Source organism: Roseibaca calidilacus (assembly GCF_001517585.1).
GTDB classification, from domain to species: Bacteria; Pseudomonadota; Alphaproteobacteria; order Rhodobacterales; family Rhodobacteraceae; genus Roseinatronobacter; species Roseinatronobacter calidilacus.
The window spans coordinates 260,770-277,288 of sequence record NZ_FBYC01000001.1; the positions used below are offsets into that span (position 1 = coordinate 260,770).

The following is a 16,519-nucleotide window of genomic DNA, read 5'->3' on the forward strand; positions in this document are numbered from 1 at the left end:
TTAAGGAGAAATGACATGCGTCACGCCCGTGGCTACCGCCGCCTGAACCGCACCGCCGAGCACCGCAAGGCGCTGTTCTCGAACATGGCGGGTTCGCTGATTGAACACGAACAGATCAAGACCACCTTGCCGAAGGCCAAGGAACTGCGTCCGATCGTAGAAAAGCTGATTACGCTGGCGAAGCGCGGCGATCTGCACGCGCGCCGTCTGGCCGCCGCCCAGCTGAAGCAGGACAAGGATGTCAAGAAACTGTTCGACATTCTTGGCCCGCGCTACAAAGATCGTCAGGGTGGTTACATCCGCATCCTGAAAGCTGGCTTCCGCTATGGCGACATGGCGCCGATGGCGATCATCGAATTCGTAGAGCGTGATCCGGCCGCCAAAGGCGCTGCCGATCTGGCCCGCGAAGACGCGGCTGCCGCGCAGGACTAAGCGAGACACCAGAATGACAAAGGCCCGTGCGCAGTTTGCGCGCGGGCCTTTTGCTTTGGGCGGCGTGGCCCCATATTGCCCCTAACGCGTTCAAGGAGGCTGCCCCGTGTTTCGTATCGTGACCTTGTGCCTTGCCGTCAGTTTGGCAGGCGTGTTTCCGGCGCTGGCCCAGACGGTGCCGCAATCCATGGCGCAAATCCAACTGTCTTACGCGCCGCTTGTCAAACAGGCCGCGCCCGCAGTGGTCAACATCTATGCGCAGCGGGTGGTGGCCGAACGCCGCAATCCTTTTGCAGATGACCCGTTCTTCGGCGATCTGTTCCGTAATTTCGGCCAAGCAACGCCGCGCGTGCAAAACTCGCTTGGGTCGGGGGTGATTGTCGGCGCCGATGGGTTGGTTGTGTCGAATTATCATGTCGTGGGGCAGGCGACAGAAATTCGCGTTGTGCTGAACGACCGCCGCGAATTCGTGGCAGAGGTCGTGCTGACGGATGAAGAAAGCGACCTTGCCGTATTGCAATTGCAGGGCGCCCGCGATTTGCCTGCCTTGCCCTTGGCCGATTCTGACAAGGCCGAAGTGGGCGATCTGGTCTTGGCCATCGGCAACCCCTTCGGCGTGGGGCAGACGGTGTCCAGCGGGATCGTCTCTGGTCTTGCGCGGTCTGGCATCGCGGTTGGGTCGGGGCGCGGGTATTTTCTGCAAACCGATGCACCCATCAACCCCGGCAATTCTGGCGGTGCGCTGGTAAACATGGCGGGCGAATTGGTCGGGGTGAACACGGCGATCATCACCCGGTCCGGCGGGTCGAACGGCATTGGCTTTGCCATTCCGGCCAATCTGGTGGCGCAGGTCGTCGCGCAGGCGCGTGACGGGCGCGCGCGTTTCCAGCGCCCTTGGGCGGGTGTGACCGCGCAGGCGGTTGACGCGAATTTGGCAGAGGCGTTCGGCCAAACCATCCCCGCTGGTGTGGTGCTACTGGACCTGCACCCGGACAGCCCTTTGGCGCAGGCCGGGTTGCAGCGCGGCGATGTTATCCTGTCGGTCGATGGAGGCGAGGTGAATTCCGCCCCTGAAATGATGTTTCGCATGTCGGCCCAAGGCATTGGCGCGCAGTCGGTTCTGGAATTTCGGCGTGGCTCACAAACCCGCGAGGTGACGGTTGATCTGATTGCACCGCCGGAAACCCCGCCGCGGGACACGCGCCAGATAGGGGGGCGTGCCGCGCTTTCCGGGCTGGAGGTGATGCGCATAAACCCTGCCGTAATCGCGGAATTTGGCCTGTCGCCAGAGGCCGAGGGCGTGCTAGTCACGCAAGCGCGCAATCTGGCCGGGCGTGTGGGCTTGCGGCCTGGCGACATTTTGCTGGCCATTAATGGCACGCGCGTGGACAGCACTGCGGATGTCGTGCGCCTGTCGCAGGCGCAAACCCGCACATGGGTGATAGAACTGATCCGCGAGGGGCGTGAGCTCTCGTTGCGGTTTCGGCTGTAACCGATCCGTTCGGCGCGCTAGGCTGGGCCATGGCTGACCTGTTCGACACTGCCGCCGACAAGGCGCCCCCGCCCGGCCCGCGCCCTTTGGCCGACAGGCTGCGCCCGCGGGCCCTGTCAGAGGTGATCGGGCAGGCCAAGGCCATCGGCCCGGATGGCCCGCTTGGGGCGATGCTGGCCAGCGGGCATTTGGCCAGCCTTATTCTGTGGGGGCCGCCCGGTGTGGGCAAGACCACCATCGCGCGTCTTCTGGCCGATCATACACAGCAGGAATTCGTCCAGATCAGCGCAATCTTCACCGGCGTGCCGGAATTGCGCAAGGTTTTCGACGCCGCCAAGCTGCGCCGCCAAACCGGGCGCGGGACAATGCTGTTTGTGGATGAGATTCATCGTTTCAACCGCGCGCAGCAGGACAGTTTCCTGCCGCATATGGAAGATGGCACGATCACGTTGGTCGGCGCCACGACCGAAAACCCGTCTTTCGAATTGAACGCCGCGCTGATGTCGCGCGCGCAGGTGATCGTGCTGGAGCGGTTGACGCTGGCCGATCTGGAACGGTTGGCACAGCGCGCAGAGCAGGAACTGGGCCGCGCGCTGCCGCTGGACGGTCCCGCCCGAGAGGCGCTTTTGGAAATGGCCGATGGCGACGGGCGCGCGGCGCTGAACCTGATTGAACAGGTCATGGGCTGGCAGGTGAGCGGCAAGATGAACCGCGATGGGCTGTCCAAGCGGCTGATGCGGCGCGCGGCGCAATACGACAAATCGGGCGATGCGCATTACAACCTGATCTCTGCCCTGCACAAATCGGTGCGCGGGTCTGACCCGGACGCGGCGGTCTACTGGCTGGCCCGGATGATGGAGGGCGGCGAAGACCCGCGCTATCTGGCGCGACGCATGGTCCGCATGGCGGTCGAGGATATTGGCCTTGCCGACCCGCAGGCGCAGGCCGTGTGTCTGGACGCTTGGAACACCTATGAGCGCCTTGGCAGCCCCGAAGGCGATCTTGCATTGGCGCAGGCGGTGATCTATCTGGCGCTCGCGCCGAAATCGAACGCAGGCTATGTAGCGTGGAAGGGCGCGCAACGTTTGGCCAAGCAAACCGGGTCGGAACCGCCGCCAAAGCACATTCTGAATGCACCCACAGGGTTGATGAAAGAACAGGGCTACGGCGCGGGCTATGCCTATGACCATGATGCCGAGGACGGGTTTTCGGGCCAAAACTATTTCCCCGAGGGCGTGACGCGCCCGGTTCTCTATGCGCCGCCGGAACGCGGGTTCGAGCGCGATCTGGGCAAGCGGGTGGCTTGGTTCGCAAAATTGCGGGCCAAGCGTCAGGGCAGCTAAGCGGGCGTTGACATTCGGGGTCGCCTGCGCGCATGACATCGCTGGTTTTCAGGGGAACGCGATGAGCAGGGTAGAGACACGGCAGGTCGGGCCGGAAGAGGGCGGGCAGCGGCTGGACCGTTGGCTGAAACGCCAGTTTCCGCAGATCACGCAAGGGCTGATCGAAAAAGCCTGCCGCAAGGGTGACATTCGGGTCGATGGCGGGCGGGTCAAGGCCAATACCCGCATCGAAGCGGGGCAGTCGGTGCGCGTGCCGCCCTTGCCCGATGCACCCGCAGCCCCGTCCGTGGCCAAATCCGGCCCGTCCGATGCCGATGCCGAGATGATCCGGTCCTGCGTGATCTTCCGCGACCAGCATGTGATCGCGTTGAACAAGCCGCCGGGCCTGCCCAGCCAAGGCGGCAGCGGGCAGGGCAAGCGCCATGTCGACGGGTTGGCGGATGCGCTGATGTTCGACTATAAAGAACGCCCCATGCTGGTGCACCGGCTGGACAAGGACACATCGGGCGTGCTGCTTTTGGCGCGCACCCCGCGCGTGGCGCGCCGCTTGTCCGAAAGCTTTCGCCACCGCAACACCCGCAAAATATACTGGGCGCTTGTCGCGGGCGTGCCGCAACCGCTGATGGGCACGGTGCGCTATGGCCTGCTGAAAACCGGCGGCCGCGGGGCCGAAAAGATGCGCTGCATTCACCCGAATGAGGTGGACGCGACCGAAGGCGCGAAACGCGCCATGACCGATTTCGCGGTCATCGAACGTCTGGGCAGCCGCGCCGCGTGGATGGCGCTGTCGCCCATCACGGGCCGCACCCATCAATTGCGCGCGCATATGGCAGAGATGGGCCACCCCATTATCGGGGACGGCAAATATGGCGGGTCCGGACAGGAGAACCTTGGCGATGGCTGGGGTGCCGGCATTGGCGGAGAGGTCAGCCGCAAGCTGCATCTGCACGCGCGCTCGCTGGTGTTGGAGCACCCGGTGACGGGGGCTTCGCTCAGCGTGACCGCGCCCTTGCCGGACCATATGGCGCAAAGCTGGAAGCTGTTTGGCTGGACAGCCGCCGACGCCCCCGCAGACCCGTTCGAGGAGGCTTGATGCCAGTCTGCCGGGGCGGGACAGGGGGCAATCATCCGGCAGCGCGGCTTGGCTCGCGCGGGGTGGAATGTTTCGTGGCCGTGGCGCCATTGGAAAAGGAGCTTTGCATATGATCCGGGATGGGGCAGCAGCATGACCGGATGGGTCAGGAAACGCTTTTGGACAGAGGTTTCGGTCGCAGAGGCCGAGGGCGGGTTCGCCATATTGCTGGATGGGCGCGGCGTAAAAACACCGGCGAAATCGCCCTTGGTGGTGCCGACCATTGCCTTTGCCGAGATCATCGCCGAGGAGTGGCGCGCGCAGGCCGAGGCCATCAATCCCGCCAGCATGCCCGCCACCCGTGCGTCCAATGCCGCTATCGATAAGGTGCGCGGGCAGATGGACGAGGTCGCGGGCCTGATTAGCGATTACGGTGACAGCGATCAGGTCTGCTACCGGGCCGATGCGCCTGACACGCTGGTTGCCAAAGAGGCCGAGGCATGGGATCCGATCACGGACTGGGCGGCCCATCGCTACGGGCTGCGGCCGATCTTGTGCGCAGGCGTGGTGCACAAGCCCCAGCCTGCGTTGCTGCTGGAAAGCTTGCGCGCCGATGTCGCCCAGTTGACGGCCTTTGAACTGACCTGCTTTCACGACCTTGTGGCCAATTCTGGGTCGCTGTTGATTGCCTTGGCCGTCATTGACCGGTTCGATACGCCAGAGGCGTTGTGGACAGCCTCTCGTGTGGATGAGGATTGGCAGATCGCCCAATGGGGCACAGATGAAGAGGCCGAAGCCTTGACCGCCGAACGCAAATGCGCCTTTCTGAATGCCGCGCGCTTCTATTTCGCGCTTCAGCCCGGCAGTTGAACGCGGTGCCCATGGAAGGGGGGGCGATGACCGGCAAGGACACAGCCCGCAAACCTGACCCAAGCTTGCGGCTGCGCATTGTGTTTGGGGATGTCGTTATGCTTGGCCCCGGCAAGGCAGAGCTGCTGGAGCGGATTCAGCAAACCGGGTCCATCGCCGCTGCCGGACGCAGCATGGCGATGAGCTATAAGCGCGCCTGGATGTTGGTGGAAACCATGAACGCGGCCTTTTGCGAACCGCTTGTCGCGTCTTCGCGCGGCGGGGCGAAAGGGGGGGGCGCGTATCTGACGGATACCGGCCTTGCGGTTCTGGCGCAGTATCGCGCTATGGAAGCCGCCATGGCCGATGCAGGCGCAGCGCAAATCCAGGCATTGCAAGCCTTGTTGCGCGATATTCCCACTGGAAAATAACGCTTGATGGTGCTGCGAAACCTACGATATGTTTTGTCGAACATATCCATGAGAGCGCATGACATGAAGGTGCTTCCCTTCCCATCATCGGTTCCGGCGCTTGTGCTGGGTTTTCTGCTTGCCCCCCCGGTGCTGGCCGATGATGTCACCGTTTTTGCGGCGGCCAGCATGGCCAACGCCATGGCAGAGATCGAGACGGGGTTCGAAGCCGCAACCGAGTATGATCTGGTCGTGTCGCTGGCTGGATCTTCGGTGCTGGCCCGCCAGATTCAGCAAGGTGCGCCGGCGGATATCTTCATATCCGCCAATCCCGGCTGGATGGATGTGCTGGAACAGGACGCGCTTTTGGAACCCGGAAGCCGCATCGACCTGCTGACCAACCGGCTTGTGCTGATTGCCGCGGATGCCGACACACCGGCCGTTCGCATCGGGCCGGATACGGACCTTGCGGGTCTGCTTGGCCCGGGGCGCTTGGCCATGGCGATGGTCGATTCGGTCCCGGCAGGCTTATATGGCAAGGCCGCCTTGGAACGCCTTGGTTTGTGGGAAGGTCTTGCCCCGCAAGTTGCGCAGGCCGACAATGTGCGCGCCGCGATGGCTTTCGTCGCCACTGGCGCGGCACCCTTCGGAATTGTCTATGCCAGCGATGCCGTCGCGTCGCCCGACGTGACGGTGGTTGGCACCTTCGCCGCAGACTTGCACCCGCCCATCATCTACCCTGCCGCCAAGCTGGCCAGTCGCGACACGCCCGCCAAAGCCGCGTTCATGGACTACCTGCGCGGCGCGCACGCCCGCGCGGCATTCGAAAGGCAGGGCTTTATGGTCATTGCAGAGTAACCCGTGACAGATTGGCTTGGCCCAGCGGAATGGCAGGCGGTTGCGCTGTCGCTGCGCGTGTCCTTCTGGGCCACGCTGGTCAGCCTGCCGCTTGGCATATGGGTGGCTTTTGCACTTGCGCGCTGGTCCTTTCCGGGCAAGCAACTTCTGAACGGCATTGTCCACTTGCCGTTGATCTTACCGCCCGTGGTCACGGGCTATGTGCTGCTTCTGACCTTGGGGCCACAAGGCCCGGTGGGCAGCATTCTGGCCGATTGGGGCATTGTCCTGGCCTTTCGCTGGACCGGGGCCGCCGTGGCCGCCGCCGTCATGGCCTTTCCGCTGATGGTGCGCGCCATTCGCCTGTCGATAGAGGCAATCGACCCCAAGCTGGAACAGGCCAGCGCGACTTTGGGCGCGCCGCCCATCTGGGTGTTTCTGACCGTCACCCTGCCCATGGCGCTGCCCGGCATTATCGCGGGCGCGATCCTTGCTTTTGCAAAAGCGATGGGCGAATTCGGCGCAACGATCACCTTCGTTTCCAACATACCCGGGCAGACCCGCACCATCCCCTCGGCCATCTACGCCTTTTTGCAAGTGCCGGGGGGCGAGGGCGCAGCGGTGAAACTGGTAATCGTGTCTGTTATCGTGGCGATGGGGGCGCTTTTGTTGTCCGAAGTGTTGGCGCGGCGCGTCGCCAAACGGGTCGGGGGGGTATGATGCTGGAGGTTGCCGTCAAACATGCCTTCAAGGGCTTTTCGCTGGATGTTGCCTTCAAGGCCCCGCCGGGCGTGACAGTGCTGTCCGGGCGGTCCGGGTCGGGCAAGACCACGTTGGTCAACGCGGTCGCAGGGCTGTTGATGCCCGATCAAGGCTGCATCGCGTCGGGCGACTGGGTGCTGTTGGACACGGCCAAGGGCGTCCGCCTGCGCCCGCATAAGCGCCGTCTGGGTTATGTGTTTCAAGAAGGGCGGTTGTTCCCGCATCTGACCGTGCGCCAGAACCTGGCTTATGGCGCATGGTTCGCGCCGAAAGATGCCCTGCGCGAAGACACCGCGCGCGTGGTCGAGATGCTGGGCATCGGCCCGCTGCTGGACCGCCGCCCGGCTGCATTGTCGGGCGGCGAAAAGCAACGCGTGGCCATTGGACGGGCCTTGCTGTCGGCACCGCGCCTTATTCTGGCCGATGAGCCCCTTGCCGCGCTGGACGAGGCCCGCAAGGCGGAAATTCTGCCCTATTTCGAACGGCTGCGCGACGAAGTCTCGGTGCCGATTTTATATGTCAGCCATTCCGCATCGGAAGTGGCGCGGCTGGCAACAACCGTGGTCGTGCTGGATGCGGGCCGTGTTGTGGCGCAAGGCCCGGCGGCAGATGTGCTGGGCGATCCTCACTTGCGCCCCGGCGGTGCGCGCGATGTGGGCGCGGTTCTGACCGCGCGGGTCCTGCGCCACCACGAAGACGGTTTGACCGAATTGCAGGCAGGCGGACTATCCCTATTTCTGCCGCAAGTGGCCGCAGCACCCGGCAGCAGCCTGCGCATTCGCATCGCCGCGCATGATGTGATCTTGTCGTGCGAGCGGCCGCAGGGCTTGTCGGCGCTGAACATCCTGCCCGGCACCATTGCCGAGATGCGCGCGGGCGATGGTCCCGGCGCGATCGTGGCGCTTGATACCGCGGCGGGCCGGGTCTTGGCACGGATTACGCGGCGCTCTGCCACGGCCATGGCGCTGGCACCCGGTATGCGGGTTCATGCGGTTATCAAAAGTGTTGCGGTCGCAGCCTTTGACATTGGATTGGTGTTTTAGTTTGTGATGTCAGCGTGTTAGGAGGGCGGCGCGCTGTGCGATTTCGTCGAGCCCTTCGCCGCCTTGGTTGACATAGTCGCGCAGTTGTTTGCGCATGCGCGGTTCCCAGTAATCGGTGATATGGGCGGCGACGCGGGCGGGGGCGTCTTCGTTTGGTTGGGTTTTGAAGAAGGTTGCGATCTGGTTGGCCATGCGGACCATTTTTTCAGGCGACATCGGGAACCCCGTCAATAATGCGGTGAGGGTGGGCGTATAGATCGAAGCCGCCGCCACGGGCGAAGGCGGCAAGGGTCATGCCTGCGCCCTCGGCCAAGCGCAGCGCATGGGCGGTGGGGGCGGAGACGGCGATCAGCGTGGTCACGCCCGCGATGGCGCATTTTTGCACCAGTTCGACTGACAGGCGGCTGGTCATGACCACAGCGCCCGCGCTTGCGTCGGTCCCCTGCCGGGCCATCGCGCCGATCAGCTTGTCGAGCGCGTTGTGGCGGCCGACATCCTCGCGCACGAAGGTGATGCCTTGGCCCGGCAGCAGGAACCCGGCCGCATGGGTGGCATGGGTCTGGTCATGCAGGGGTTGCTGGTCGCGCAGTCTATCGGTGGCGCAAGCGACTTCGGCGCGGGTAAAGCGCGGGCCGTCGCCCACCAGCGGCAACGCGCGCGCGGCAGCATCAAGGCTGTCAATTCCGCACAACCCGCAGCCCACAGGTCCGGCCATGAAGCGGCGGCGCGCGGCCAAAGCCTCGGCCCGGTCCTCGCGCAGCCAGAAGCGGGCTTCCAGCCCGTTCGGGTGTTCGGCCAGTTCGAACCCGTCCAATTGGTCGGGCGCGGTGACAATCCCTTCGGACAGGGCAAAGCCGGTGGCGAAGTCCTGCAGATCGGCGGGCGTGGCCATCATGACCGCCGCGCTCGACCCGTCAAAGACCATGGCGACCGCCACTTCCTCTGGCAAGCTGCGGTGCACCGCCACGGTCCGGTCGGATTGCACCGACAGGCCGGACTGGCTGCTATGGGGGCGCGGGGCCATCACTCTGCCGCCGGCAGGATGCGGCGCGCCTGCGCGGCTTGCGCGGCGTAATCCTCCTGCCACTCGGTCGGCCCGTTCGAGGGGCTGACCTGCACCGCCGTCACCTTGTATTCCGGGCAGTTCGTGGCCCAGTCGGAATAATCCGTGGTGATGACATTGGCTTGCGTGTCGGGGTGGTGGAAGGTGGTGTAAACCACGCCGGGGCTGACACGGTCGGTGATCTTGGCGCGCAGCGCGGTTTCGCCAGAGCGGGACGCCAGCTTCACCCAATCGCCATCTTTCAGCCCGCGATTTTCCGCGTCATGCGGGTGGATTTCCAGCAAATCGGCCTCGTGCCAGATCACGTTCTCGGTCCGCCGGGTTTGTGCACCTACGTTATATTGCGACAGGATCCGTCCCGTGGTCAGCAACAGCGGAAAGCGCGGTCCGGTCTTTTCATCGGTGGCGACGTATTCGGTGACAATGAACCGCCCCTTGCCGCGCACGAAGCCGTCGACATGCATCAGCGGTGTGCCATCGGGGTGCGCCTCGTTGCAGGGCCACTGGACCGACCCTTTTTCTTCCAGCAGCGTATAGCTTACCCCGGCAAAGCTGGGCGTGGTCAGCGCGATTTCATCCATGATCTGACTTGGGTGCATGTAGGACCAACCCGCCCCCATCGCATTGGCCAGCATCTGGGTAATCTCCCAATCCGCATAGCCATTGCGGGGTTTCATCACCTCGCGCACGCGGTTGATGCGGCGCTCGGCATTGGTGAAGGTGCCGTCTTTCTCAAGGAAGGTAGACCCCGGCAGAAACACATGCGCATAATTCGCGGTTTCATTCAGGAACAGGTCATGGACGATCACACAGTCCATTGCCGCGAGGCCAGCCGCGACATGCTTGGTGTCGGGGTCGGATTGCAGGATGTCCTCGCCTTGGCAATACAGGCCCTTGAACGTGCCATCCACGGCGGCATCGAGCATGTTGGGAATGCGCAGGCCCGGTTCCGGGTCGATCTCGACCCCCCAGACCGATTTGAACAATTCGCGCACATCGTCGTTTTTCACATGGCGGTAGCCCGGCAGCTCATGCGGGAAGGATCCCATGTCGCAGGCGCCCTGCACGTTGTTTTGGCCGCGCAGCGGGTTCACGCCCACACCGGGACGGCCCAGGTTGCCCGTCAGCATGGCAAGATTGGCAATCGCCATCACCGTGGTGGAGCCTTGGCTATGCTCGGTCACGCCCAGCCCGTAATAGATCGCGCCATTGCCGCCGGTGGCAAACAGGCGCGCGGCGGCGCGCAGCTCTGCGGCCGGCACACCCGTCAGCAACTCAATGGCCTCGGGGCTGTGGCGCGGGTCGCTGACAAAGGCGGCGTAGTCCTGGAACTCGTCCCAGTCGCAGCGCGCGCGGATGAACGCCTCATCCATCAGCCCTTCGGTGACGATGACATGCGCCAGCGCCGTGACCACCGCCACATTGGTGCCGGGGCGCAGGGGCAGGTGGTGTGCGGCCTTCACATGTGCCGATTTCACCAGATCAATCCGGCGCGGGTCGATCACGATCAGCTTGGCGCCCGCGCGCAGCCGCTTTTTCAGGCGGCTGGCAAAGACCGGGTGCCCATCGGTCGGGTTCGCGCCGATCACGATGACCACATCCGTGTGTTCCACACTGTCAAAGTCTTGCGTGCCGGCGCTTGTGCCAAAGGTCTGGCCCAAGCCATAGCCGGTGGGCGAATGGCAGACCCGCGCGCAAGTGTCGGTGTTGTTATTGCCGAACACCGCACGGGCCAGTTTCTGCACCAAGTAGGTTTCTTCATTGGTGCAGCGCGACGAGGTGATGACACCGATGGATTTCTGCCCATAGCGGGCCTGAATGCCGCGCATCTTGTCGGCGGCGAATCCCAGCGCTTCGTCCCATGACACTTCGCGCCACGGCTGGTCAATCCGGTCGCGGATCATCGGGTTCAGAATGCGGTCGCGGTGGCTGGCATAGCCATAGGCAAACCGCCCTTTTACGCAGCTATGGCCGCGGTTCGCCTTGCCGTGCTTGTAGGGCACCATGCGCACAAGCTGGTCGCCCTGCATCTCGGCCTTGAAAGAACAGCCCACGCCGCAATAGGCACAGGTGGTCACGACGGACCGATCCGGCGTGCCCATCTCGATCACGGATTTCTCTTGCAGCGTCGCGGTGGGGCAGGCCTGCACGCAAGCGCCGCAAGACACGCAGTCAGACGCCAGCGCGTCGTCGGTTTTCGCGCCAAAGGACACGCGGCTGTCAAAGCCCCGCCCTTCGATGGTCAGCGCGAAGGTGCCTTGCACTTCCTCGCAGGCGCGCACACAGCGATTGCAGACAATGCATTTCGCCGGGTCGTAGCTGAAATAGGGGTTGCTGTCATCCTTGGGGCGCCATTCGGGGTTGGCTTCGCCCGATGTATTGCGGGGCGCGAAATGCGTAGCCATGCCGCCTGTCGGCGCGGTATAACGCACATCGCGCAGGCCCACGGCCCCCGCCATATCCTGCAATTCGCAATCGCCATTGGCCGAGCAGGTCAGGCAATCCAGCGGGTGGTCGCTGATATAGAGCTCCATCACGCCGCGGCGGATTTTGCGCACATTGTCGGATTGCGTGCGCACGACCATGCCGGGGGCGACGGGCGTGGTGCAGGACGCGGGCGTGCCGCGACGGCCCTCGATCTCGACCACGCATAAGCGGCACGACCCGAACGCTTCCAGACTGTCTGTGGCGCAGAGTTTCGGCACCTGGATGCCGGCTTCGGCCGCCGCGCGCATCACCGATGTGCCCTCGGGCACCGTCACGTTGATCCCGTCAATCGACAGCGTGACCGGCGCGCCTTGCTTGGCGGGCGTGCCCATGTCGCGCTCGTCTTTCCAGTCCATCGGGGGGATGATGAAATCTTTCATTCAGCGGCCTCCTTCGCGCGGGCGAAATCGTCGGGGAAGTGGTTCAGCGCGGACAGGACGGGCAGGGGCGTAAAGCCCCCCAGCGCGCAGAGCGAACCGTCTTTCATGGTCGCGCACAGATCCGTCAACAGCGGAATCGCAGCCGGGTCGCCTTGCGCGATCCGGTCGATGGTCTCAACCCCGCGCACAGCACCTATGCGGCAGGGCGTGCATTTGCCGCAGGACTCCACGGCGCAGAATTCCATCGCAAACCGCGCCATGCCCAGCATGTCGGTGCGGTCGTCGAACACCACCAGCCCGGCATGGCCCAGCAAACCGCCCTCTGAATCAAGTTCCTCGTAGCCCAGCTGCGCGCCGAATTTCGACACGGGCAGGTAAGAGCCAAGCGGCCCGCCCACCTGCACGGCTTTGACCGGGTGGCCGGTTGCGGTGCCGCCGCCAAGGTCATTGACAACCTCGCCCACGGAGATGCCGAAGGCGGTTTCAAACAACCCGCCGCGCGCGACATTCCCGGCAATCTGCAAGGTGACCGTGCCGCGCGACCGGCCCAGCCCGAAATCGGCATAGAACGCCGCGCCGCGCTCGAAGATGACCGGAACGGTCGCCAGCGAGATGACGTTGTTCACCACGGTCGGGCGGCCCAGAAACCCTTCCAGCGCGGGCAGCGGTGGCTTGGCGCGCACCACGCCGCGCTTGCCTTCCAGACTGTTCAGCAGCGAGGTTTCCTCGCCGCAGACATAGGCGCCCGCACCCACCCGGATTTCCATGTCAAAGGCGCGGCCCGATCCCAGCACATCCGGCCCCAAGACGCCCGCCGCGCGCGCAATCGCGACCGCGCGGCGCATGACCGCGATGGCATCGGGATATTCCGAGCGCAGGTAGACATAGCCGCGCGTGGCCCCCACGCCCAAGCCCGCAATCGCCATGCCTTCGATCAGGGTGAACGGGTCGCCTTCCATCACCATACGGTCGGCGAAGGTGCCGCTATCGCCCTCGTCGGCGTTGCAGACAATGTACTTCTGCGGCGCGTCCGCGTCATGCACGGTCTGCCACTTTATGCCGGTCGGAAAGCCCGCCCCGCCGCGCCCGCGCAGGCCAGAGGCCTTCACCTCGTCCACGATCTGCTGACCGGTCATCGCCAGCGCGCGGCGCAGGCCCGCAAGCCCGCCATGGCCCTCGTAATCGGCCAGCGACAGCGGGTCGATGACGCCCACGCGCGCGAAGGTCAGCCGGGTCTGGCGCTGCATCCAGTCCAGATCTTCGACCGGGCCAAGCGCCTTGGGGCTGCTGCCATCCAGAATGCCCGCCACGTCGCCCGGTTCCGCCGGGCCAAAGCCATGGCGCACCCCGTCAACCTCGACCTCGATCAGCGGTTCCAGCCAGATCATCCCGCGCGTGCCGGTGCGGATGATCCGCGCGTCAGGGGCGGCGGCGCGCAGGGCCGCGACCACATCTTCCGCGCCAAGCGCCTTGGCGGCGCTGTCCATGGGAACGTAAATCTTCATGCGCCTGCCTCCGCCAACAGCGCGTCAAGCTTGGCCGCGTCAGCGCGCCCCACCACCCGGTCATCCACCATCACGGCAGGCGCGCAGGCGCATAGCCCAAGGCAATAGACAGGTTCGATCGTGACCGCCCCATTGCGCGAGGTGCCGTGCCAGTCCAGCCCCAGCTTGGCCAGCACGCTCTCCGCCAAGGCCGCGCCGCCCATGGCCTGACACGCCTCTGCCCGGCAAATCTTCACCACATGCCGCCCGGCAGGTGCCTCGCGGAAATCATGGTAGAAGCTCAGAACCCCATGCAATTCCGCCTTCGATATGTTCAGCGCCGCGCAAATCGGTCCATGCGCCGCCACAGGAACATGCCCAAACACCTCCTGAAGCCCATGCAAAAGCGGCAATAACGGACCCTCAAGGCTAAGATGCTCCGCTATGATCGCGGAAATCTCTGCATCGACAGATTGGGGCGTGGCGGGTGTCATGGCTTGGCCTTGTCTGAGTATCATGCCCCATTTCACCTGCGCATCATTCGGAAATCAATATTTTTGATGCGTGTTTAGATAGGCAACGCCTATCAAGGCGCGATGTTGCGACATCAGGTCTTCGTGGCGGTGAATCGCCGGTGCAGATGCGACATTCTGGCACCCGGCTGCCAAGGGCGCATTGCCCAATGCGCCGCAACGCCCTGCGCCCCTCATTGTGACGCGTTTGTGTCGCGCTGCACAAAGGCCAGCGCTAACAGCCCGGCTAACCGGTCATGGTTCGTGAAAGTTTCACAAATGATACGCCGTTCTGTCACACGGCGCTGTCATTTAGTGGCGGTCCGCACAACGCGGAATCATATGCTGCTATGATCGGGAGATCACCTATGAAATCTAAAGCCCTTGCCATGGTGCTGGCTGCGACCACCGCGCTGAGCACTCTTCCCATGACCGCACATGCCGATTGGCGCGAAGACCTGCCGGTGTTCCGCATTGGTCTGCTGGGTGGCGAAAACGAAGCCGACCGCCTGCGCAACAACGAATGCTTGGCGACCGCTCTGTCCGAGCGTCTGGGCGTTCCGGTCGAGATGTTCCCCGCCCCCGATTACGCGGGCGTGATGCAGGGCCTGCTGGCCGGTCAGCTGGAATATGCTGCCCTTGGCGCATCGGGCTATGCCGGTATCTACCTGCAAGACCCCGAAGCGGTTGAGCCGCTTTTCGTGTCGGCTGAGGCCGATGGCTCCACCGGTTACATCGCGGCAATGTATACCCGCGCTGATAGCGGCATCACCTCGATCGAGCAGCTGGAAGGCAAGTCGCTGGCTTATGCCGACCCGAACTCGACCTCGGGCTACCTGGTGCCGCGTTTCGAACTGAAGCGCGCTGGTATCAATGACGAAGAATTCTTCAGCCGCACCGGTTTTGGCGGTGGTCACGAGCAGGCCGTTGTGGCCGTGCTTCAGGGCCAGTACGACGCCGGCGTGACCTGGGCCTCTGGCCAGGGCGAAGCGTCCGAAGGTTACACCCGTGGCAACCTGCGTCGCATGATCGACAACGGCCTGCTGGAGATGTCCGACCTGAACATCATCTGGGAAAGCCCGGTCATCCCGAACGGTCCGGTTGTTGTGCGCAAGGACATCCCGCAGGAAGTCAAGGACATCGTCAGCGACTACCTGGCCAACCAGCTGGAAACCGACCCCCAGTGCTATTACGACGTGTCCTTCGGCGAAGGCCAAGGCTGGGTCGCGGTGGATCACAGCTTCTTCGAAGGTGTTGTCGCCATGCGCGAAGAAGAGCTGCGCGGCTCTCGCTAACCAAGAACAAAGGGCGGTCCCAAGGGGCCGCCCTTTTTCATGGCCCGCGCGGGGGGAGAGTTGCGGGGGTCTGATCTTCATCCATCCAAAAAGGACGAACACCATGACCAAGACCTTCACCGGCGTCGCTGCCACGCTCGCTGTTCTTCTGTCCTCTGTCGCCCCGGCTGCCGCCGATTGGCGCAACACCATCGGCACCTACAATATCGGCCTGCTTGGCGGCGAGAATGAAGCTGACCGCCTGCGCCGCTACGATTGCTTTGCCGACCTGATGTCGGAAACGCTGGGTGTGCCGGTCGAATTGTTCCCGGCCTCTGACTATGCCGGTGTCATGCAGGGCCTGCTGGCAGGCCAGTTGCATCAGGCCGGTCTGGGCGCGTCGGCCTATGCGGGCATTTACCTGCAAGACGCCGACGCCGTGTCGCCCGTCCTGACCACCAAGAATGTCGATGACAGCTTGGGCTATTACGCCGTGATCTACACGCGCGCCGATAGTGGCCTGACCACGATGGAAGACCTGCAAGGCAAGTCCATGGCCTATGCCGACCCGAACTCGACCTCTGGCTACCTTGTGCCGCGCGCCGAATTGACCCGTGCGGGCATCAATGACGAAGAGTATTTCGGCTCTACCGGCTTCGGTGGCGGGCATGAACAGGCCGTGATCGCCGTGCTGCAAGGCCAGTATGACGCGGGCGTGACCTGGTCCTCGATGATGGGCGATGCGTCCGAAGGCTACACCCGTGGCAACCTGCGCCGCATGGTGGACAATGGCTTGCTGGACATGAATGACCTGAACATTGTCTGGCAATCCAGCCTGATCCCGAACGGTCCGACCGTGATGCGCAACGACCTGCCGGAAGAGGCGCGCCAACTGGCGGTCGATTTCATGCTGGGCATGAAGGACAACCATCCCGAATGCTACGCCGACACCGTGGGCGGTGACGGCAATGGCTATGCCGAAGTCGATCACAGCTTCTACGAAGGCATTGTCGCCATGCGCGAGGCCGAATTGGCCGGGTCGCGCTAAGATCAACCACCCAGTTGCAGGCCCCTGCCGG

16 protein-coding genes are annotated in these 16,519 nt (G+C 63.9%); 11 read left to right on the top strand and 5 right to left on the bottom strand.

The genetic code is table 11. The features are described 5' to 3' along the window. The first annotated feature begins 15 nt into the window (after positions 1-15). From rplQ to modC, 9 genes are all read left to right on the top strand, one after another. A complete protein-coding gene (gene rplQ, locus AWT76_RS01105) occupies positions 16-432 on the top strand; it encodes a 50S ribosomal protein L17 (RefSeq protein ID WP_072244332.1) in 417 nt (138 codons plus the stop codon). Positions 433-538: 106 nt separating this feature from the next. Continuing rightward, positions 539-1,924, top strand: coding sequence for a trypsin-like peptidase domain-containing protein (locus AWT76_RS01110; protein WP_245638740.1), 1,386 nt, complete (start codon positions 539-541; stop codon positions 1,922-1,924). Positions 1,925-1,953: 29 nt separating this feature from the next. Further along, complete coding sequence (locus AWT76_RS01115; protein ID WP_072244333.1) at positions 1,954-3,267, top strand: replication-associated recombination protein A; 1,314 nt, start codon at positions 1,954-1,956, stop codon at positions 3,265-3,267. 61 nt (positions 3,268-3,328) lie between these two features. After that, positions 3,329-4,360, top strand: a complete 1,032-nt coding sequence (locus AWT76_RS01120; protein WP_072244687.1) for an RluA family pseudouridine synthase — start codon at positions 3,329-3,331, stop codon at positions 4,358-4,360. Positions 4,361-4,492: 132 nt separating this feature from the next. Then, positions 4,493-5,209: an ATP12 family chaperone protein gene (locus AWT76_RS01125; protein ID WP_072244334.1), complete on the top strand. Its 717-nt coding sequence runs from the start codon at positions 4,493-4,495 to the stop codon at positions 5,207-5,209. 26 nt (positions 5,210-5,235) lie between these two features. Continuing rightward, positions 5,236-5,619 (top strand): winged helix-turn-helix domain-containing protein, encoded by a 384-nt coding sequence (locus tag AWT76_RS01130; protein ID WP_072244335.1) that lies wholly within the window; start codon positions 5,236-5,238, stop codon positions 5,617-5,619. Positions 5,620-5,682: 63 nt separating this feature from the next. Next, positions 5,683-6,456, top strand: coding sequence for a molybdate ABC transporter substrate-binding protein (modA, locus tag AWT76_RS01135; RefSeq protein WP_072244689.1), 774 nt, complete (start codon positions 5,683-5,685; stop codon positions 6,454-6,456). Positions 6,457-6,459: 3 nt separating this feature from the next. Then, on the top strand, positions 6,460-7,155 hold the full coding sequence (gene modB / locus AWT76_RS01140; RefSeq protein WP_072244336.1) for a molybdate ABC transporter permease subunit: 696 nt from the start codon (positions 6,460-6,462) through the stop codon (positions 7,153-7,155). Next, the gene (gene modC, locus AWT76_RS01145; RefSeq protein WP_072244691.1) at positions 7,155-8,240 is read left to right on the top strand and encodes a molybdenum ABC transporter ATP-binding protein; all 1,086 of its coding nucleotides are present in this window, start codon (positions 7,155-7,157) and stop codon (positions 8,238-8,240) included. The genes modB and modC overlap by 1 nt, the downstream gene beginning before the upstream one ends. A gap of 9 nt (positions 8,241-8,249) precedes the next feature. Here the strand turns inward: modC and AWT76_RS01150 are convergent, their stop codons facing one another. The 5 genes from AWT76_RS01150 to AWT76_RS01170 are packed head-to-tail and all read right to left on the bottom strand — an operon-like array spanning position 8,250 to position 14,172. Further along, entirely contained in the window at positions 8,250-8,456 is a 207-nt protein-coding gene (locus AWT76_RS01150) for a formate dehydrogenase subunit delta (protein WP_072244337.1), read from the bottom strand. Further along, complete coding sequence (gene fdhD / locus AWT76_RS01155) at positions 8,446-9,264, bottom strand: formate dehydrogenase accessory sulfurtransferase FdhD (RefSeq protein ID WP_072244338.1); 819 nt, start codon at positions 9,262-9,264, stop codon at positions 8,446-8,448. The genes AWT76_RS01150 and fdhD overlap by 11 nt, the downstream gene beginning before the upstream one ends. After that, entirely contained in the window at positions 9,264-12,170 is a 2,907-nt protein-coding gene (fdhF, locus tag AWT76_RS01160) for a formate dehydrogenase subunit alpha (protein ID WP_072244339.1), read from the bottom strand. Before fdhF ends, fdhD begins: the two co-directional genes overlap by 1 nt. Beyond that, complete coding sequence (locus tag AWT76_RS01165; protein ID WP_072244340.1) at positions 12,167-13,675, bottom strand: NADH-ubiquinone oxidoreductase-F iron-sulfur binding region domain-containing protein; 1,509 nt, start codon at positions 13,673-13,675, stop codon at positions 12,167-12,169. Before AWT76_RS01165 ends, fdhF begins: the two co-directional genes overlap by 4 nt. Further along, positions 13,672-14,172 carry a formate dehydrogenase subunit gamma gene (locus AWT76_RS01170; protein ID WP_245638741.1) on the bottom strand — a complete coding sequence of 167 codons (501 nt, stop codon included), beginning with the start codon at positions 14,170-14,172 and terminating at the stop codon, positions 13,672-13,674. Before AWT76_RS01170 ends, AWT76_RS01165 begins: the two co-directional genes overlap by 4 nt. A gap of 362 nt (positions 14,173-14,534) precedes the next feature. Here AWT76_RS01170 and phnD (AWT76_RS01175) point away from each other — a divergent pair, with 362 nt between their 5' ends. Next, positions 14,535-15,461: a phosphonate ABC transporter substrate-binding protein gene (gene phnD / locus AWT76_RS01175; RefSeq protein ID WP_245638742.1), complete on the top strand. Its 927-nt coding sequence runs from the start codon at positions 14,535-14,537 to the stop codon at positions 15,459-15,461. 103 nt (positions 15,462-15,564) lie between these two features. Further along, a complete protein-coding gene (gene phnD / locus AWT76_RS01180) occupies positions 15,565-16,488 on the top strand; it encodes a phosphonate ABC transporter substrate-binding protein (RefSeq protein WP_072244342.1) in 924 nt (307 codons plus the stop codon). The last annotated feature ends 31 nt before the right edge of the window (positions 16,489-16,519 follow it).